Genomic DNA, 19365 nt, shown 5'->3' with positions numbered 1-19365 from the left:
GGCCTGCGGCGGGCCGCGGCCGAGAAGAGCGGAGCGGGCCTCACCGGCCTCATCGGCACCGTCGAGTCCCGGATCGGCGACGAGCGGATCAAGAGCGAGCGCACCACCCCCGAGGCCACCGACCTGCAGGCGCTCTTCGCGGTGATGCGTGAGCGCGGCGTCCGCTCGGTCGCCATGGAGGTCTCCAGCCACGCCCTGGTCCTCGGCCGGGTCGACGGCACCCTCTTCGACGTCGCCGTCTTCACCAACCTCAGCCCCGAGCACCTGGACTTCCACCCGGACATGGAGGACTACTTCCAGGCCAAGGCGCAGCTGTTCACCGCGGCGCGCTCGCGGGCCGGGGTGGTGAACCTCGACGACGAGTACGGAAAACGCCTCGCCGCGGAATCCGGGATCCCCGTCACCACCTTCTCCGCCGAGGGCCACCCCGACGCCGACTGGCGCGCCGAGGATGTGCAGGTCGGCCCGCTCGGCTCCACCTTCACCGCCGTCGGCCCGAAGGGCGAGACCGTCACCGCCGCCGCCCCGCTGCCCGGCCCCTTCAACGTCGCCAACACGCTCGCCGCGATCACGGCCCTCGTCGTCGCCGGGATCGACCCGCAGACCGCCGCCGACGGGATCGCGGCCGTCCCCGGCGTGCCCGGCCGCCTCGAGCGCGTGGACGTCGGCCAGCCCTACCTGGCCGTCGTCGACTACGCCCACAAGCCCGACGCCGTGGAATCGGTCCTGCGCGCCCTGCGCAAGGTCACCGACGGCAAGCTGCACGCCGTCCTCGGCTGCGGCGGCGACCGCGACCCGCACAAGCGCGGCCCCATGGGCGCGGCGCTCGCCCGGCTCGCCGACACGGCCGTCCTGACCTCCGACAATCCCCGTTCCGAGGATCCGCTCGCGATCCTCGCCGCCATGCTCGCCGGCGCCGCCGAGGTGCCCGTCCACGAGCGCGGCACGGTCCTGATCGAGGAGGACCGGGCCGCCGCCATCGCCGCCGCCGTCGCCCGCGCCGAGCCCGGTGACACCGTCATCGTCGCCGGCAAGGGGCATGAGCAGGGACAGGACGTCGCCGGGGTGGTACGCCCCTTCGACGACCGGGCGGTGCTGCGCGAGACCATCCTCGAGCAGCAGCGGCGTGCCCCTCTCACCGCCCAGAACGACCAGGGATGAGCAGTGATCGCCCTCTCTCTCGCTGAGATCGCCGAGATCGTCTCGGGACGGCCGTGCGACATACCGGACCCGGACGTGCGGGTCACCGGACCTGTCGTGTACGACTCCCGCGAGGTGCGCCCCGGCGGCCTGTTCGCCGCCTTCGTCGGCGAGCGCGTCGACGGCCACGACTTCGCGCAGCGCGCCGTCGAGGCGGGCGCGGCAGCCGTGCTGGCCACCCGCCCCGTCGGCGTTCCCGCGCTCGTCGTCGATGACGTCGAGCGCGCCCTCGGAGCCCTCGCCCGCGCCGTCGTGGAGCGCCTGGGCACCTCCGTCATCGCCCTGACCGGCTCGTCCGGGAAAACCAGCACCAAGGACCTCATCGCACAGGTGCTGCAGCGGTACGCCCCCACCGTGTGGACGCCCGGTTCCCTCAACAACGAGATCGGCCTGCCGGTCACCGCGCTGCGGGCCACAGAGGAAACGCGGTACCTCGTCCTGGAGATGGGCGCCCGCGGCATCGGCCACATCCGCTACCTCACCGAGCTGACCCCGCCCCGCATCGGCATCGTGCTCAACGTCGGCACCGCGCACATCGGCGAGTTCGGCGGCCGCGAGCAAATCGCCCAGGCCAAGGGCGAGTTGGTCGAGTGCCTGCCCGCGGCAGCCGAGGGCGGCATCGCCGTGCTGAACGCGGATGACCCCCTCGTACGCGCCATGTCCGCCCGTACCAAGGCCCGTACGGTCCTCTTCGGGGAGGCCGAGGACGCCGACGTACGCGCCGAGGACATCCGCCTGACAGCCACGGGGCAGCCCGCCTTCACGCTGAGCACACCCACCGGGTGCAGCAGCGTGACCTTGCGCCTGTACGGTGAGCACCACGTGTCGAACGCGCTTGCCGCGGCCGCCGTCGCCCACGAGTTGGGCATGCCCGTCGACGAGATCGCCCAGGCGCTCTCCGAGGCGGGACAGCTCTCCCGCTGGCGGATGGAGGTCACCGAGCGCTCGGACGGCGTGACGGTCGTCAATGACGCCTACAACGCGAATCCCGACTCCATGCGAGCCGCGCTGCGCGCGCTCGCCGCCATGGGGAACGGGCGGCGGACGTGGGCGGTGCTCGGCCGCATGGCCGAGCTCGGCGAGGAGTCACTCGCCGAGCACGACGCGGTCGGACGACTCGCCGTCCGGCTCAACGTCAGCAAGCTCGTGGCGGTCGGCGGCCAGGAGGCCGCTTGGCTGGACATGGGCGCCAAGAATGAGGGTTCGTGGGGTGAGGAGTCGGTGCACGTGTCCGACGCGCAGGCGGCTGTCGACCTGTTGCGCAAACAGTTGCGCCCGGGGGACGTCGTGCTGGTGAAGGCTTCCAGGGCAGTCGGCCTGGAGCGGGTCGCGCAGGCATTGCTGGACGGGGCTGGCGAGGGTGAGGTCGCCGGCCGATGAGGCAGATCCTCTTCTCCGGAGTCATCGGACTCTTCCTCACCCTGATCGGCACTCCGCTGCTGATCCGTCTGCTCGCCCGCAAGGGCTACGGCCAGTACATCCGTGACGACGGCCCGCGCGATCACCACAGCAAGCGCGGTACCCCGACCATGGGTGGTATCGCCTTCATCCTGGCCACACTGATCGCGTACGTGCTCACCAAGGTCCTCACCGGCAACGACCCGACCTTCTCCGGTGTGCTGGTCCTGTTCCTCATGGCGGGCATGGGCCTGGTCGGCTTCCTCGACGACTACATCAAGATCGTCAAGCAGCGCAGCCTCGGCCTGCGGGCCAAGGCGAAGATGGCCGGCCAGCTGATCGTCGGCATCGCCTTCGCCGTGCTCGCGCTCAACTTCGCCGACTCGCGCGGCCAGACCCCGGCCTCCGACAAGCTGTCCTTCATCCAGGACTTCGGCTGGTCGGTCGGCCCGGTGATCTTCACAATCTGGGCGCTGTTCATGATCCTCGCGATGTCGAACGGCGTGAACCTCACCGACGGCCTCGACGGCCTGGCCACCGGCGCCTCCGTGATGGTCTTCGGCGCGTACACCTTCATCGGCGTCTGGCAGTTCCAGGAGTCCTGCGCCAACCAGCTCACCTCGGGCCCCGGCTGCTTCGAGGTCCGCGACCCGCTCGACCTCGCCGTCGTCGCCTCCGCCCTGATGGGCGCCTGCTTCGGCTTCCTGTGGTGGAACACCTCGCCCGCCAAGATCTTCATGGGCGACACCGGTTCGCTGGCCCTCGGCGGCGCGCTCGCGGGCCTGGCGATCTGCTCCCGTACGGAGCTGCTGCTCGCCCTGCTCGGCGGTCTGTTCGTACTCATCACCATGTCCGTGGTGATCCAGGTCGGCTCCTTCCGCCTCACCGGCAAGCGCGTTTTCCGGATGGCGCCACTGCAGCACCACTTCGAGCTCAAGGGCTGGACCGAAGTCCTTGTCGTGGTCCGCTTCTGGATCATTCAAGGTATGTGTGTGATCGTGGGTCTCGGTCTCTTCTACGCGGGCTGGCGGGCAGGCAAATGACCTGGTCGGGCAAGAGGATCACCGTCGCCGGCCTGGGCGTGAGCGGCGTCAGCGCCGCCCGCGCCCTGGCCGGGCTCGGCGCGAGTGTCACCGTCGTGGACGGCGGCAGTGGCGAGCGGCAGCGCGAGAGCGCCGCCAAGCTGGAGGCGGACGGCATCGCCGTCCGCCTCGGCGACGGGGACACATTGCCCGGGGGCACCGAGCTGGTGGTCACCTCGCCCGGCTGGAAGCCGGACAGCCCGCTGTTCGCCGCCGCGGCAGCGGCGGGCGTCGAGGTGGTCGGGGATGTGGAGATCGCCTGGCAGCTCCGCGGCCAGGAACTGCCCAGCCAGGGCGGAGCCCTGCCGGTTGAGGGCGGTGGCGGGCGACGGGCGGGATCGGCGCCCTGGCTGGCGGTCACCGGCACCAACGGCAAGACCACCACCGTGCAGATGCTGGCCTCCATCCTCACGGCCGCGGGCCTGCGCACCGCCGCCGTCGGCAACATCGGCACTCCGATCATCGACGTGGTGCTGTCCGACGGACAGGACGGGGCGAAGCCGTACGACGTCCTCGCCGTCGAGCTGTCCAGCTACCAGCTGCACTGGGCGCCGAGCGTCCGGCCGCACTCCGCGGCTGTCCTCAACCTCGCCCCGGACCACCTCGACTGGCACGGCTCCATGCAGGCGTACGCCGCCGACAAGGGCCGGATCTACGCAGGCAACACCGTCGCCTGCGTCTACAACGTCGCCGACCCGGCCACCGAGGAGCTGGTCCGCGAGGCCGACGTCGAGGAGGGCTGCCGCGCCATCGGGTTCACCCTCGGCACCCCCGGCCCCTCCCAGCTCGGCGTCGTCGAGGACATCCTGGTCGACCGGGCGTTTGTGGAGAACCGGCGGACCAGCGCCCAGGAGCTGGCCGAGGTCTCCGACATCCAGCCCCCGGCCCCGCACAACATCGCCAACGCCCTCGCCGCGGCCGCGCTCGCCCGCGCCTTCGGCGTCGAGCCCGCGGCCGTACGGGAGGGACTGCGGGCCTTCCGCCCCGACGCCCACCGCATCGCGCACGTCGCCGACATCGACGGCATCGCCTACGTCGACGACTCCAAGGCCACCAACACCCACGCCACCGAGGCCTCGCTCGCCTCCTTCGAGCACATCGTGTGGATCGCGGGCGGTCTGGCGAAGGGCGCCACCTTCGACGACCTGGTGCGGAAGTCGGCGAAGCGCCTGCGCGGCGCCGTCCTCATCGGCGCCGACCGGGCCCTGATCCGCGAAGCGCTCGGGCGACACGCCCCGGATGTCCCGGTCGTGGACCTCGACCGGACCGACACTGGGGCGATGGCCGCCGCGGTCCGGGAGGCGACACGGCTCGCGCACCCGGGGGACACCGTCCTGCTGGCCCCGGCCTGTGCCTCGATGGACATGTTCGTCAACTACGGCAAGCGAGGGGACGCCTTCGCCGAAGCCGTGCGGAACCTCGAGGCGGCAGGCGGGGGACAGGAGAGCTAGCCGGGCTCGTCCCCCGTGCCACTCGAGCCGAGGCGAACGGCGCCTGGTCGCGCACCCACCGGCGCATCAGACCACTGGAGGGGACATGGCGGCGCGCGAGCGCACGGCGGACCGCCCGGCGGTGCCGCGGGTACGGCGCCCGGGCGGGGCTGGGGCCGGCAAGCCGGGGCCTCCGCGCGGCAGCGCCCGACGGGGCCTCCGGCTGCTGTACACCAAGGCCCGCCGCGCCTGGGACCGGCCGCTGACCGCGTACTACCTGATCCTCGGCGGCAGCCTGCTGCTCACGGTCCTGGGCCTGGTCATGGTCTACTCCGCCTCCATGGTCCAGGCCCTGCAGTCCGGGCTGGCCCCCACCTACTTCTTCCGCAAGCAGCTCCTTGCCGCGGCCCTGGGCACCTGCCTGCTGCTGCTCGCCTGCCGGATGCCCATCCGGCTGCACCGGGCGCTGGCCTATCCGCTGCTCGCCGGCTCCGTCGTCCTGATGACCCTGGTCCAGGTGCCCGGGATAGGGCATGCCGTCAACGGGAACCAGAACTGGCTGCAGCTCGGCGGCCCGTTCCAGCTCCAGCCCAGCGAGTTCGGCAAGCTGGCCCTCGTGCTGTGGGGCGCCGATCTGCTCGCCCGCAAGCAGGACAAGCGGCTGCTGACCCAGTGGAAGCACCTGCTCGTCCCGCTGGTCCCGGGCGCCTTCATGCTGCTCGGACTGATCATGCTCGGCGGCGACATGGGCACTGCGATCATTCTCACGGCCGTGCTCTTCGGCCTGCTGTGGCTGGCCGGCGCCCCCACCCGGCTGTTCACCGGCGTGCTCGCGGTCGCCGGGCTGCTCGGTTTCGTCCTGATCAGGACCAGCCCCACCCGCATGGCCCGGCTGGGCTGCCTGGGCGCCACCGACCCCGGGCCGAACGACCAGTGCTGGCAGGCGGTGCACGGGATCTACGCCCTGGCGTCCGGCGGACTGTTCGGCTCGGGACTCGGAGCAAGCGTGGAGAAATGGGGCGAACTACCCGAACCGCATACCGACTTCATCTTCGCCGTGACCGGGGAGGAACTCGGCCTGGCGGGGACGCTGTCGGTGCTCGCCCTCTTCGCGGCTCTAGGCTATGCGGGTATCCGCGTGGCCGGACGCACGGAGGATCCCTTCGTACGGTATGCCGCGGGGGGTGTGACCACCTGGATCACGGCCCAGGCCGTGGTCAACATCGGTGCGGTGCTCGGGCTGCTGCCGATCGCCGGGGTCCCCCTCCCGCTGTTCTCCTACGGAGGCTCCGCCCTGCTGCCCACGATGTTCGCCATCGGGCTGCTGATCGCCTTCGCGCGCAGCGAGCCCGCTGCCCGGGCGGCCCTGACGGCCCGGTCCGCGCGGAGGCCCGTCTTTGATAAAAGGTGGGCAGGGGTGAGATGGAAGACGATGAGACGGCGCGCCGGGAGGCAGCCGTCCGGAGAGCGGTGAATTTCGGTGCATGTCGTACTCGCCGGTGGGGGGACCGCCGGCCACATCGAGCCCGCGCTCGCCCTCGCGGATGCCCTGCGCAGGCAGGACCCCACCGTGGGGATCACGGCTCTGGGTACGGAACGCGGACTTGAGACCCGGCTCGTCCCCGAGCGGGGCTATGAACTCGCGCTGATCCCGGCCGTGCCGCTGCCGCGCAAGCCCACACCGGAACTGATCACCGTTCCCGGGCGGCTGCGCGGCACCATCAAGGCCGCCGAGCAGATCCTCGAGCGCACCAAGGCCGACTGCGTTGTCGGCTTCGGCGGCTATGTCGCGCTGCCCGGCTACCTCGCCGCCAAGCGGCTCGGCGTGCCCATCGTCGTCCACGAGGCCAACGCGCGCCCCGGCCTGGCCAACAAGATCGGCTCCCGCTACACCGACAAGGTCGCGGTCAGCACCCCCGACAGCAAGCTGCGCCACGCCCGGTACGTCGGCATCCCGCTGCGCCGCTCCATCGCAATCCTCGACCGGGCGGCCGTCCGCCCCGAGGCGCGGGCCGCCTTCGGTCTGGACCCCAACCTGCCGACCCTGCTGGTCTCCGGCGGCTCGCAGGGCGCCCGCCGGCTGAACGAGGTCGTCCAGGCGGTCGCGCCGCTGCTGCAGCGCTCCGGCGTCCAGATCCTGCACGCGGTCGGCCCCAAGAACGAACTGCCGCGGGTCGACAACATGCCGGGAGTGCCGCCGTACCTCCCGGTGCCGTATCTGGACCGGATGGATCTCGCGTACGCCGCGGCCGACATGATGCTCTGCCGCGCGGGCGCGATGACCGTCGCCGAGCTGTCCGCGGTCGGGCTTCCGGCCGCCTATGTTCCGCTGCCGATCGGCAACGGCGAGCAGCGGCTCAACGCCCAGCCGGTGGTCAAGGCGGGCGGCGGCCTGCTGGTCGATGACGCCGAGCTCACTCCCGAGTGGGTGCAGCAGCAGGTGCTGCCGGTGCTCGCCGACCCGCACCGGCTGCTGGAGATGTCCCGCGCCGCCGCGGAGTTCGGCCGCCGGGACGCCGACGAGCTGCTGGTCGGCATGGTTCACGAGGCGATTGCCGCTCGCCGCCAGGTCTGAGAGAAAGCAGGGAGCGTGGCCGGACCGACGACCGCCCCGGACGGTACTGATCAGCGTTCGACGTCCGGCCCGCCCCCGCCCGCAAGGCCGCGGCGCCGACTGAGGCTGCCCGGCCGCCCCGTCCTGATCCTCATCGCGCTCGCCGCCGTGCTGCTCGGCGCAGGTGCGGTCTGGGTGCTGTACGGCTCGCCCTGGCTTCGGGCGGAGCGGGTAGTGGCCGGCGGCACCGAGACGTTGACCCCGGACGAGGTACTCGATGCCGCCGCCGTCCCGAGGGACGTACCACTCGCCTCCGTTGACACCGACGCGATCGCGGCGAGGCTGCGCAAGAAGCTGCCGCGCATCAACTCCGTCAACATCGTGCGGTCCTGGCCGCACACAATTCAGCTGAAAGTGACGGAGCGAAAGCCCGAGGCCGTTCTGAAATCCGGCGGGAAGTTCGTCGAGGTGGACGCCGAGGGCTTCCGATTCGCCACGGTCGACCGCGCGCCCGAGGGTGTTCCGCAACTGGAACTGGATGTGAAGGGCTCGCCGAGCCTGCGGCGATTCGGCGTGGACCGGCTGCGGCGTGAGGGTGTGCGGGTCGCCGTCGAACTGCCCGCTGCCGTCCACCGCGACACCCGCGTCATCGCAGTACGTTCATATGACTCAATCACCCTTCAGTTGACGGGTGGTCGTACGGTCGCCTGGGGCAGCAGCGAACAGGGCGCCGCCAAGTCAAGGGCTCTTCTCGCCCTTCTGAAAACCGCCCGGAACGCGCAGCACTTCGATGTGAGCGCACCAAGCTCCCCTGCCGTATCGAGGAGTTGACGCACCGAACTGCCCGCCAGCACCCTGGTTGGCTAGGGCTACGCGTGATCACATAGGGTGAAAAGAAAAACGGGAGGTTCGGCGTGTTCGTTGAACGCGCAGCACTTGTCGACTTAGTGTCTCGTTCGAAGAGTCCCTTGGGACAGGCACACTGGTAACCCTGAACTTCACGTTTAGGGTTCGGGTCGGCGTTCGGACCGTCCCATCGGCATCCGTCCACGCACCGCGACAACCGCGGTACGCGGACACGTAACTCGAGGCGAGAGGCCTTCGACGTGGCAGCACCGCAGAACTACCTCGCAGTCATCAAGGTCGTCGGCATCGGCGGCGGTGGCGTCAACGCCATCAACCGGATGATCGAGGTCGGTCTCAAGGGCGTCGAGTTCATCGCGATCAACACCGATGCACAGGCCCTGCTGATGAGCGACGCGGACGTCAAGCTCGACGTCGGCCGCGAACTCACCCGGGGGCTCGGCGCCGGCGCCAACCCCGACGTCGGCCGCAAGGCCGCCGAAGACCACCGCGAGGAGATCGAGGAGGTCCTCAAGGGGGCCGACATGGTCTTCGTCACCGCCGGCGAGGGCGGTGGCACCGGCACCGGTGGCGCGCCCGTCGTCGCCAACATCGCGCGCTCGCTCGGCGCCCTGACCATCGGCGTGGTCACCCGCCCCTTCACCTTCGAGGGCCGCCGCCGGGCCAACCAGGCCGAGGACGGCATCGCCCAGCTGCGCGATGAGGTCGACACCCTCATCGTGATCCCCAACGACCGGCTGCTGTCCATCTCCGATCGCCAGGTGAGCGTGCTCGACGCGTTCAAGTCGGCGGACCAGGTGCTGCTGTCGGGTGTCCAGGGCATCACCGACCTCATCACCACCCCGGGTCTGATCAACCTCGACTTCGCGGACGTCAAGTCCGTGATGTCGGAGGCCGGATCGGCCCTCATGGGCATCGGCTCGGCGCGCGGTGACGACCGGGCGGTGGCGGCCGCGGAGATGGCGATCTCCTCGCCGCTGCTGGAGGCGTCCATCGACGGTGCCCGCGGCGTGCTGCTCTCCATCTCCGGCGGCTCCGACCTCGGCCTGTTCGAGATCAACGAGGCCGCCCAGCTGGTGAGCGAGGCCGCACACCCCGAGGCGAACATCATCTTCGGCGCCGTCATCGACGATGCGCTCGGCGACGAGGTCCGGGTCACCGTGATCGCGGCCGGCTTCGACGGCGGCCAGCCGCCCTCCAAGCACCGTGACAAGGTGCTCGGTTCGACCAGCGGGCGCGAGGACTCGTACGGCAGCGGCCGCGGCGGCAGCCCGACGGACACCGGGAGCCGGCCGTCCTTCGGCGGGCTGGGGACCGTCACTCCGCGTGAGGGCGAGTCGGGAACGGAGCCGGAGCGCACCGAGCCGGCAACGGTCGGCGAGATCCCCCCTTCCCCGGTCACCCCGCCCCAGGTCCCCCCGGCCCGTCCGTACCAGGACAGCTCGGCCGAGGAGCTGGACGTACCCGACTTCCTGAAGTAAACCGGCCCGACGTGATAGGGCAACAGCGAGAGACGAGCGGCGCGCACTTCGCCTTCACCGACCGGTGGGGCGGAGTGAGCGCCGCTCCGTACGAGGAGCTCAACCTCGGCGGTGCGGTCGGCGACGACCCCGCTGCCGTGCGGACCAACCGTGAGTTGGCGGCGAAGGCACTGGGGCTCGACCCGGCGCGCGTGGTGTGGATGAACCAGGTGCACGGACGGGACGTCGCCGTGGTCGACGGGCCGTGGGGCGACGGCCGGATCCCCTCCGTCGACGCGTTGGTGACGACCCGGCGCGACCTGGCGCTCGCCGTGCTCACCGCCGACTGCACCCCCGTCCTGCTGGCCGACCCGGTCGCGGGTGTCGTGGCCGCCGCGCACGCCGGCAGGCCGGGCCTGGTTGCCGGAGTTGTGCCGGCTGCCGTCGAGGCGATGCTGGCGCTCGGTGCGCAGGCTTCGCAGATCACGGCCGTCACCGGGCCCGCGGTCTGCGGCCGGTGCTACGAGGTGCCGGAGGTGATGCGGGCCGAGGTGGCACAGGTGGTTCCGGAGGGCTGGGCGACCACGTCCTGGGGCACCGCGGCGGTGGACGTCGTCGGCGGAGTCCACGCCCAACTTGCCCGCCTCGGGGTCAATCTGCGTGAGAAATCCGACATCTGCACGCTGGAGTCGGCGGACCACTTCTCGTACCGCCGTAACCGTACGACCGGTCGGCTGGCTGGTTATATCTGGCTGGAAGATGGGATATGACGGATCGCAAGGCTGAACTCGCCGCAAATCTCGCGCAAGTGGAGGAACGTATCTCCACCGCTTGTGTCGCCGCCGGGCGAAAGCGGGACGAAGTTACCCTGATTGTGGTCACCAAGACCTACCCGGCGAGTGACGTACGGCTGCTTTCCGAACTCGGGGTGCGGCATGTCGCGGAAAACCGTGACCAGGAAGCGGCTCCCAAGGCGGAGGCCTGCGCCGATCTCTCCTTGAACTGGCACTTCGTCGGTCAGCTGCAGACGAACAAGGCGCGTTCTGTGGCAAGTTACGCCCATCTGGTGCAATCCGTCGACCGACCGAAGCTCGTGGGCGCACTGTCCACCGCCGCGGTGCGCGCCGGGCGCGAAATCGGGTGTCTGATCCAGGTCGCCCTTGACGCCGAGGCGGGCGAAGCCGGGATTCGTGGCGGCGTAGCCCCGGCCGGCGTATGGGAGTTGGCGGAGGCGGTCGCATCGGCCGAGGGGTTGCGGCTGGACGGCCTGATGATGGTCGCACCTCTGTCCGGGCCCTACGCCGGACGTCAACGGGCCGCATTCGACCGGCTGATGGAAATCTCATCCCGCCTGCGCGTGGAGCATCCTGCTGCAACCATGGTGTCGGCAGGGATGAGCTCGGATCTTGAAGACGCGGTGGCGGCCGGGGCGACACATGTGCGCGTCGGCACTGCGGTACTCGGAGTCAGACCCCGGCTCCGGTAACGTCGCCAGCAAGTCGGACCACAGCAGAAAATATGGTCATTTCCGTCAATGACGGACAGGCCGAGTGGATCCAGGGCCCCCGGTGGCGCAGCCGATCCACCACAGAGCGGAGGACGCAGAGAATGGCCGGCGCGATGCGCAAGATGGCGGTCTACCTCGGCCTCGTGGAGGACGATGGGTACGACGGCCGGGGCTTCGACCCCGACGACGAGTTCGAGCCCGAGCTGGGGACGCCTCCCAGTGCCCGCGCCGGGGGAGAGCCCGAGCGGGCCCGTCGGCAGCACCAGCCGCTCGAGCCCGAGCGGACGCAACAGGACGAACCGGTAAGGGTCGTTCATCCGCCCGCGCAGCGCGAGTCGGCGGTGCTGGGGGCTGACGCCGGACGACCCGCCCGGATCGCCCCCGTGGCGTCCATCACACCCGAACGTCCAAGCCTGGAGAAGAACGCACCGGTGATCATGCCCAAGGTCGTGTCTGAGCGGGAGCCCTACCGCATCACGACGCTGCACCCCCGCACCTACAACGAAGCCCGTACCATCGGGGAACACTTCCGTGAGGGCACTCCGGTGATCATGAATCTGACGGAGATGGACGACACCGACGCGAAGCGCCTTGTCGACTTTGCCGCCGGTCTGGTCTTCGGCCTGCACGGGAGCATCGAGCGCGTGACGCAGAAAGTCTTCCTGCTGTCGCCTGCTAACGTCGATGTCACGGCGGAGGACAAGGCCCGCATCGCAGAGGGCGGGTTCTTCAACCAAAGCTGAGACGCAACACCGGGTACGGACGCGAGCCAAGGAAGAGGGAAGCGCGAGATGAGCACCTTCTTGCAAGTGATCTATATCGCGCTGTACTGCTTCCTGATCATCTTGATCTTCCGGCTGGTCATGGACTACGTCTTCCAGTTCGCCCGCACATGGCAACCTGGCAAGGCGATGGTGGTGCTGCTGGAGGCCACCTACACTGTCACCGATCCGCCGCTCAAGCTTCTGCGGCGGTTCATACCGCCGCTGCGTCTCGGGGGCGTGGCGCTCGACCTGTCCTTCTTCGTACTGATGATCATCGTCTACATCCTGATCTCCGTCGTGAGGCAGCTGTGAACGATACGGTCTTGCCGATATGCCGACGACTACGTTGAGGTGAAGAGATGCCGTTGACCCCCGAGGACGTTCGGAACAAGCAGTTCACGACCGTCCGCCTCCGAGAGGGCTATGACGAGGACGAGGTCGATGCCTTCCTCGATGAGGTCGAAGCCGAACTGACCCGGCTGCTGCGCGAGAACGAGGACCTGCGGGCCAAACTGGCCGCGGCCACGCGCGCGGCGGCGCAGAACCAGCAGCAGGGTCTGCGCAAGCCGCCGGAGCAGCAGGATCGGCCCGGCCCGCCGGTGCCCGCCGCCATATCCGGACCGCAGCCGGTCCCGCCCCAGCAGCAGATGGGTCCGCCCCAGCTGCCCGGCGGTGCACCTCAGCTGCCAGCTGGTCCTGGCCACGGTCCGCAGGGACCGCACGGCCCCGGCCCGATGGGTCAGGGCGGCCCGATGGGTGGCCCGATGGGCGGCCCCGGTGGTCCCGGTGGTCCCGGTGGTCCCGGCCCGCACCTGCCGCAGCAGGGCGGCCCGGGCGGTGACAGCGCGGCCCGCGTGCTGTCCCTGGCGCAGCAGACCGCGGATCAGGCGATCGCGGAGGCCCGTTCCGAGGCCAACAAGATCGTCGGTGAGGCTCGCAGCCGCGCCGAGGGCCTGGAGCGGGACGCCCGCGCCAAGGCCGATGCCCTGGAGCGGGACGCGCAGGAGAAGCACCGCGTCGCGATGGGCTCGCTGGAGTCCGCTCGCGCCACGCTGGAGCGCAAGGTCGAGGACCTGCGTGGCTTCGAGCGCGAGTACCGGACCCGTCTGAAGTCCTACCTGGAGAGCCAGCTGCGCCAGCTGGAGAACCAGGCGGACGACTCGCTGGCTCCGCCGCGCACTCCGGCCGCCCCCTCGCTGCCGCCGTCGCCGTCGATGGCGGGTGCCGGTGCGGGATCGATGGGCCACACCATGGGCGGCAACCAGTCTCTCGGTGGTCACGGCGGGCACGGTGGTCACGGCGGGCACGGCGGGCACTCTCCGGCGAGCGGCGGGCCCTCGTACGGCGGGCAGCAGCAGATGTCTCCGGCGATGACGCAGCCGATGGCGCCGGTGCGGCCGCAGGGCCCGCCGATGCAGCAGGCGCCGTCCCCGATGCGGGGCTTCCTTATCGACGAGGACGACAACTGACGCGGGCGCACATCGTGCGTTGAGTTGTGGTCGTCGGCAGATCGCAACGGGCCGGGCCCGGGACACCAGTCCCAGGCCCGGCCCTTCGCGTATCCGCGCACTGGTGTGCGCGGCAGCGCCCGGCCGGAGGGGCCCCTGGTAACGCAAGGCCCCGCCCTGGCGGCGGTTACCCACGCCTGCGCGCCCTGTTCACAGCGACGGCGGGACGTCGCCGCGCCCCTCTTGTCTTGCTCGCCGCCCCATGAATGGGGCGGGTAGGGAAATCCCCCGGCGCGGAGCGCCGGGGGAGTCGGGGCCCGGGGCCGGAGGCCGTTAGGCCTTGCGGAGGCGGAAGGTGAGCGTCAGCGACTCATCGGTGAACGGATCACCGTAGCCATCGTCACCCTCGCCGGAGGCGAAGTCCGTGGCCAGAACCTCGTCGGCGATCAGCCCGGCATGCTCGCCCAGTGCGGTACGGACCTCCTCGTCCGCCGCCTGCCACCGCAGCGCGATCCGGTCCGCCACGTCCAGCCCGCTGTTCTTGCGCGCCTCCTGGATCAGCCGGATCGCGTCACGGGCCAGCCCCGCGCGCCGCAGCTCCGGGGTGATCTCCAGGTCGAGGGCGACCGTCGCACCCGCGTCGGAGGCCACCGACCAGCCTTCCCGCGGGGTCTCGGTGATGATGACCTCCTCCGGGGACAGCGAGATGGTCTCGCCGTCGACCACCACCGAGGCCGTACCCTCCCGCAGGGCCACCGACAGCGCCGCCGCGTCCGCCTCGGCGATCGCCTTGGCGACCGTCGGGGTGCCCTTGCCGAAGCGCTTGCCCAGCGCGCGGAAGTTGGCCTTCGCCGTGGTGTCCACCAGCGAACCGCCGACCTCGGAGAGAGCGGCGAGGGAGGAGACGTTCAACTCCTCGGTGATCTGCGCCCGCAGCTCGTCCCCCAGCTCCTCGAAACCGGCCGCGGCCACCAGCGCACGGGACAGCGGCTGGCGGGTCTTCACCCCGGACTCCGCGCGGGTGGCGCGCCCCAGCTCGACCAGCCGCCGGACCAGCACCATCTGCCGGGACAGCTCCGGGTCGATCAGCGTGCTGTCCACCTCCGGCCACGTGGCCAGGTGCACCGAGTCGGGCGCGCCCGGGGTGACCGGGACGACCAGGTCCTGCCAGACCCGCTCGGTGATGAACGGAACGATCGGTGCCATGAGCCGGGTGACGGTCTCGATCACGTCGTGGAGGGTGCGCAGCGCGGCCGCGTCGCCCTGCCAGAACCGGCGGCGCGAGCGGCGCACGTACCAGTTGGACAGGTCGTCGACGAAGGCCGACAGCAGCTTGCCGGCGCGCTGGGTGTCGTACCCGTCCAGGGCCTGCGTGACCTGCTCGGTCAGCGCGTTCAGCTCGCTGAGCAGCCAGCGGTCCAGCAGTGGCCGGTCCGCAGGCACCGGGTCGAACTCGCTCGGCGCCCATCCGGACGTCCGGGCGTACAGGGCCTGGAAGGCGACCGTGTTCCAGTAGGTGAGGAGCGTCTTGCGGACGACCTCCTGGATCGTGCCGTGGCCCACCCGGCGCGCGGCCCAGGGGGAGCCGCCGGCCGCCATGAACCAGCGCACCGCGTCGGCACCGTGCTCGTCCATGAGCGGGATCGGTTGCAGGATGTTGCCCAGGTGCTTGGACATCTTCCGGCCGTCCTCGGCCAGGATGTGGCCCAGGCACACCACGTTCTCGTAACTGGACCTGTCAAAGACCAGCGTGCCGACCGCCATCAGCGTGTAGAACCAGCCGCGGGTCTGGTCGATGGCCTCGGAGATGAACTGCGCCGGGTAGCGCTTCTCGAAGATCTCCTTGTTGCGGTACGGGTAGCCCCACTGCGCGAACGGCATCGAGCCCGAGTCGTACCAGGCGTCGATCACCTCGGGCACCCGCGTCGCCTCCAGCGCGCAGCCCTCGGCGGTGCAGGTGAAGGTGATCTCGTCGATGTACGGCCGGTGCGGGTCCAGGCCCATCTGGTCGGTGCCGGTGAGGTCGGACAGCTCGGTGAGGGAGCCGACGCAGGTGAGGTGGTTCTCGGCGCAGCGCCAGATCGGCAGCGGCGTGCCCCAGTAGCGGTTGCGGGACAGCGCCCAGTCGATGTTGTTGTTCAGCCAGTCGCCGTAGCGGCCGTGCTTGACCGACTCCGGGAACCAGTTGGTGTTCTCGTTCTCCCGGAGCAGCTTGTCCTTGATCGCGGTGGTGCGGATGTACCAGGACGGCTGCGCGTAGTAGAGCAGCGCCGTGTGGCAGCGCCAGCAGTGCGGGTAGCTGTGCTCGTACGGCAGGTGCCGGAACAGCAGGCCGCGCTGCTGGAGGTCCGCGACCAGGGCCTCGTCGGCCTTCTTGAAGAACTGGCCGCCGACCAGGGACAGGCCCTCCTCGAAGGTGCCGTCGGGGCGGACCGGGTTCACCACCGGCAGGCCGTACGCCCGGCAGGTCCGCAGGTCGTCCTCACCGAAGGCCGGTGCCTGGTGGACCAGGCCGGTGCCGTCGTCGGTCGTCACATAGTCGGCGTTGACGACGAAGTGGGCGTCCTCGATGTCGACGAGGGTGAAGGGACGCTCGTACGTCCAGCGCTCCATCTCCCGGCCGCTGAAGCTCTGCCCGGTGGCGGTCCACCCTTCGCCGAGGGCTTTCTCCAGGAGGGGCTCGGCGACGACCAGCTTCTCCTCGCCGTTCGTGGCGACGATGTACGTCACCTCGGGGTGCGCGGCGACGGCGGTGTTGGACACCAGGGTCCACGGGGTGGTCGTCCAGACCAGCAGGGACGCCTCGCCGGCGAGCGGGCCGGAGGTCAGCGGGAAGCGGACGAAGACCGAGGGGTCGAGGACCGTCTCGTAGCCCTGGGCCAGCTCATGGTCGGACAGGCCGGTGCCGCAGCGCGGGCACCAGGGTGCGACCCGGTGGTCCTGGACCAGCAGCCCCTTGTTGAAGATCTCCTTCAGCGACCACCACACGGATTCCACGTACTCGGGGTCCATGGTGCGGTAGGCGTCGTCCAGGTCGACCCAGTACCCCATGCGCGTGGTGAGCTGGGCGAAGGCGTCGGTGTGGCGGGTGACCGACTCGCGGCACTTGGCGTTGAACTCGGCGATGCCGTACGCCTCGATGTCCTGCTTGCCGGAGAAGCCGAGCTCTTTCTCCACCGCGAGCTCGACAGGCAGGCCATGGCAGTCCCAGCCGGCCTTGCGGGCCACGTGGTAGCCCCGCATGGTCCGGAACCGGGGGAAGACGTCCTTGAAGACGCGCGCCTCGATGTGGTGGGCGCCGGGCATGCCGTTGGCGGTCGGCGGGCCCTCGTAGAAGACCCACTCAGGGCGCCCTTCGGACTGCTCCAGGGAGCGGGCGAAGATCTTGCTCTCGCGCCAGAAGTCGAGCACGGCGTGCTCGAGCGCGGGCAGGTCGACCTGGGCGGGCACCTGACGGTACTGCTGAGGCATCGGATTCCTCCGGCGGACACGGTCTGCGTTCTCCGTCGGAGGGACGAGAGCTTGTGGCTCCCGCGGTACCACCCTCCTTGGCCGAGGAGAACTCCTCGGCCCCCTCATTGGGTCGCGCAGCCGGTTCTACTTGCTCGGGGAGCTTTCTTCCGGCGGCTCCGGGGTGATCTTCACGTCGCGCTCGCCCCCGGGCTCACACCGCCCCCGGGTCGCTCATGGCTGCGTACGGCGCTACTCGTCCCCTTCCACGCCTGTCGCTGCGCCCAGTGTACGGGGCGCAGCCGATCGCGGCCGACCGGTTTTGCGGCAGGCCGGCTGTGACCCGAATGGCGACCTGAGGACGATGGCGGATTACCTGGCCGGGAGCGGGGCACAACCGTTGCAGGCCAGCCCTGCCACCCCGGCAAGGCGGTGCGAATCGGGCGGCGTGCCCCGTTGCCGTGGGCTTCGAGTCGATTTATCGTCCCAGCACGATTCGCGCGCGAGATCACAATATGTGAAGGGGGCGCGGCCATGGTGGCGAAGAAGAGCACCACGAAGAAGACCACCAGCACAAAGACCACCGGAGCGGGCTCCAGGACCGCGCCGGCGAAGAAGGCCGCCGCCCCGAGGAAGAGCACCTCCCCGGCGGAGAAGGCGGCGCCGGTGATGAAGAAGACCACGACGACGGCTGCGAAGAAGACGGCGTCGAGGCCGGCGAGGACGAACGCGGCCGCGGCGACGGCGCCGAGGAATGCCGTGAGCGCGAAGACCCCGAAGACGACCACGGCGGCGAAGCCGGGCACGGCTGCGAAGACGGCGGCTGCGCCGAAGAAGACCGCGGACGCCAAGACGGTCCCGGCCAAGAAGGCCACAGCGAAGAAGACGACGGCGAAGAAGACGACGGCGGAGAAGACCGCTGCCAAGAAGACCACGGCCGCCAAGGCCGTACCGGCCAAGAAGGCCGCGAAGGCGGCGCCCGCCGCCGGGAAGCCCGCACAGCAGACGGGAGCCACGACGGTGGTTGCGAAGAAGACTCCACGGGGGACGGCCGCCAAGAAGGTCCCGGCCACTGCTGCGGCCGCGTCCACGGTTCCCAAGGCCCGCATCGCCAAGGCCGAGCCGGGAGAGCTTCCCGTACGGCCGGGCGAGGACCCCTGGTCGGCCGAGGAGGTCGCCGAGGCCCGCGCCGAACTGATGGGTGAGACGGTGCGGCTGCGCAGCGAGATCCTCGCCTCCGAGGAGGCGATCAGCGGGCTGATGCGCGACTCCGGCGACGGCTCCGGCGACGACCAGGCGGACACCGGCAGCAAGAACATCACCCGGGAGCACGAGCTGGCGCTCGCCGCCAACGCCCGCGAGATGCTCATCCAGACCGAGCGGGCGCTCGACCGCCTCGACGCGGGGACGTACGGGCTCTGCGAGTCTTGCGGAAACCCGATCGGCAAGGCGCGGATGCAGGCGTTCCCCCGGGCCACCTTGTGCGTGGACTGCAAGCAGAAGCAGGAGCGCCGCTGAGTCCGTACGTTTGTGCCGTACGCTCGTCCTCGAGTCAGGGGGGCGAGGGGAACCCCTGGAGGCGCCCCAGCGAGCTGGGGTGCGAGATGCGAGGTCGAGGGACTCAGGTGGCAGAGTCGGAGCGGATCATCGGTACTCCGGATTTTGAGGAGACCCGGCCGGAGCAGGCCGAGGAGCCCGCGGTCCGGGGGAAGAGGCGTATCGCGGTGCTGCTCACGGTGGCGGCGATGGCCTACGCCCTGGACCTGGTCAGCAAGCTGATCGTCGTCGCGGAGCTGGAGCACCGCCCGGCGGTGGAACTCGTCCCGGGGCTCCTCAGGCTCGAGGCGGTGCGCAACGCGGGCGCGGCCTTCGGCATCGGCGAGGCCCTGACCATCGTCTTCACGATCATCGCCGTGACCGTGGTCGTGGTGATCGCGAGGATCGCCCGCAAGCTCTACAGCGTGCCGTGGGCCATCGCGCTCGGCCTGCTGCTCGGCGGCGCGTTCGGCAACCTCACCGACCGGATCTTCCGGGCGCCCGCGGTCTTTCAGGGGGCCGTGGTGGACTTCATCGCGCCCACGCACTTCGCGGTCTTCAATCTCGCCGACTCGGCGATCGTCTGCGGCGGCATCCTCATCGTGATCCTCTCCTTCCGTGGTCTGGACCCCGACGGCACGGTTCACAAGGACTGAGACCACGGTGGAGTGC

17 protein-coding genes are annotated in these 19365 nt (G+C 70.4%); 15 read left to right on the top strand and 2 right to left on the bottom strand.

Annotated features, from left to right (window positions below; translation table 11 throughout):
* From ACY34J_RS09815 to ACY34J_RS09755, 13 genes are all read left to right on the top strand, one after another.
* Positions 1-1161, top strand: a 1161-nt coding sequence (locus tag ACY34J_RS09815; RefSeq protein ID WP_462724890.1) for a UDP-N-acetylmuramoyl-L-alanyl-D-glutamate--2,6-diaminopimelate ligase, incomplete at its 5' end; no start/stop codon positions are given.
* A gap of 3 nt (positions 1162-1164) precedes the next feature.
* Positions 1165-2580: a UDP-N-acetylmuramoyl-tripeptide--D-alanyl-D-alanine ligase gene (locus ACY34J_RS09810; RefSeq protein WP_462724889.1), complete on the top strand. Its 1416-nt coding sequence runs from the start codon at positions 1165-1167 to the stop codon at positions 2578-2580.
* Entirely contained in the window at positions 2577-3641 is a 1065-nt protein-coding gene (mraY, locus tag ACY34J_RS09805) for a phospho-N-acetylmuramoyl-pentapeptide-transferase (RefSeq protein ID WP_462724888.1), read from the top strand. The genes ACY34J_RS09810 and mraY overlap by 4 nt, the downstream gene beginning before the upstream one ends.
* Positions 3638-5131 carry a UDP-N-acetylmuramoyl-L-alanine--D-glutamate ligase gene (gene murD / locus ACY34J_RS09800; RefSeq protein WP_462724887.1) on the top strand — a complete coding sequence of 498 codons (1494 nt, stop codon included), beginning with the start codon at positions 3638-3640 and terminating at the stop codon, positions 5129-5131. The genes mraY and murD overlap by 4 nt, the downstream gene beginning before the upstream one ends.
* Positions 5132-5216: 85 nt before the next feature.
* The gene (gene ftsW, locus ACY34J_RS09795) at positions 5217-6584 is read left to right on the top strand and encodes a putative lipid II flippase FtsW (RefSeq protein WP_462724886.1); all 1368 of its coding nucleotides are present in this window, start codon (positions 5217-5219) and stop codon (positions 6582-6584) included.
* Positions 6585-6590: 6 nt separating this feature from the next.
* A complete protein-coding gene (gene murG / locus ACY34J_RS09790) occupies positions 6591-7685 on the top strand; it encodes an undecaprenyldiphospho-muramoylpentapeptide beta-N-acetylglucosaminyltransferase (protein WP_462724885.1) in 1095 nt (364 codons plus the stop codon).
* 15 nt (positions 7686-7700) lie between these two features.
* Positions 7701-8495, top strand: coding sequence for a cell division protein FtsQ/DivIB (locus tag ACY34J_RS09785; protein ID WP_462724884.1), 795 nt, complete (start codon positions 7701-7703; stop codon positions 8493-8495).
* A gap of 275 nt (positions 8496-8770) precedes the next feature.
* A complete protein-coding gene (gene ftsZ, locus ACY34J_RS09780) occupies positions 8771-10009 on the top strand; it encodes a cell division protein FtsZ (RefSeq protein ID WP_462724883.1) in 1239 nt (412 codons plus the stop codon).
* Positions 10010-10020: 11 nt separating this feature from the next.
* On the top strand, positions 10021-10758 hold the full coding sequence (pgeF, locus tag ACY34J_RS09775; protein WP_462724882.1) for a peptidoglycan editing factor PgeF: 738 nt from the start codon (positions 10021-10023) through the stop codon (positions 10756-10758).
* Entirely contained in the window at positions 10755-11474 is a 720-nt protein-coding gene (locus ACY34J_RS09770; RefSeq protein ID WP_462724881.1) for a YggS family pyridoxal phosphate-dependent enzyme, read from the top strand. Before pgeF ends, ACY34J_RS09770 begins: the two co-directional genes overlap by 4 nt.
* A 122-nt stretch (positions 11475-11596) precedes the next feature.
* Complete coding sequence (locus tag ACY34J_RS09765) at positions 11597-12238, top strand: cell division protein SepF (RefSeq protein ID WP_462724880.1); 642 nt, start codon at positions 11597-11599, stop codon at positions 12236-12238.
* Positions 12239-12286: 48 nt separating this feature from the next.
* A complete protein-coding gene (locus ACY34J_RS09760; RefSeq protein ID WP_462724879.1) occupies positions 12287-12571 on the top strand; it encodes a YggT family protein in 285 nt (94 codons plus the stop codon).
* 47 nt (positions 12572-12618) lie between these two features.
* On the top strand, positions 12619-13728 hold the full coding sequence (locus ACY34J_RS09755) for a DivIVA domain-containing protein (protein ID WP_462724878.1): 1110 nt from the start codon (positions 12619-12621) through the stop codon (positions 13726-13728).
* 312 nt (positions 13729-14040) lie between these two features.
* Here the strand turns inward: ACY34J_RS09755 and ileS are convergent, their stop codons facing one another.
* Both ileS and ACY34J_RS09745 read right to left on the bottom strand, forming a co-directional pair.
* Positions 14041-17178 carry an isoleucine--tRNA ligase gene (ileS, locus tag ACY34J_RS09750; protein ID WP_462724877.1) on the bottom strand — a complete coding sequence of 1046 codons (3138 nt, stop codon included), beginning with the start codon at positions 17176-17178 and terminating at the stop codon, positions 14041-14043.
* A 170-nt stretch (positions 17179-17348) separates the two neighbouring features.
* Positions 17349-17945 (bottom strand): hypothetical protein, encoded by a 597-nt coding sequence (locus ACY34J_RS09745; RefSeq protein WP_462761947.1) that lies wholly within the window; start codon positions 17943-17945, stop codon positions 17349-17351.
* On the opposite strand from ACY34J_RS09745, the gene ACY34J_RS09740 reads away from it, so the two are divergent.
* Both ACY34J_RS09740 and lspA read left to right on the top strand, forming a co-directional pair.
* On the top strand, positions 17917-18675 hold the full coding sequence (locus ACY34J_RS09740) for a TraR/DksA family transcriptional regulator (protein WP_462724875.1): 759 nt from the start codon (positions 17917-17919) through the stop codon (positions 18673-18675). The two genes, ACY34J_RS09745 and ACY34J_RS09740, sit on opposite strands and share 29 nt — an antisense overlap.
* A 107-nt stretch (positions 18676-18782) precedes the next feature.
* Positions 18783-19349, top strand: coding sequence for a signal peptidase II (lspA, locus tag ACY34J_RS09735; protein ID WP_462724874.1), 567 nt, complete (start codon positions 18783-18785; stop codon positions 19347-19349).
* Positions 19350-19365 lie beyond the last annotated feature (16 nt).

This window comes from Streptomyces sp. HSS9-12 (genome assembly GCF_054963655.1).
This window is presented reverse-complemented; position numbering and strand designations above follow the sequence as displayed.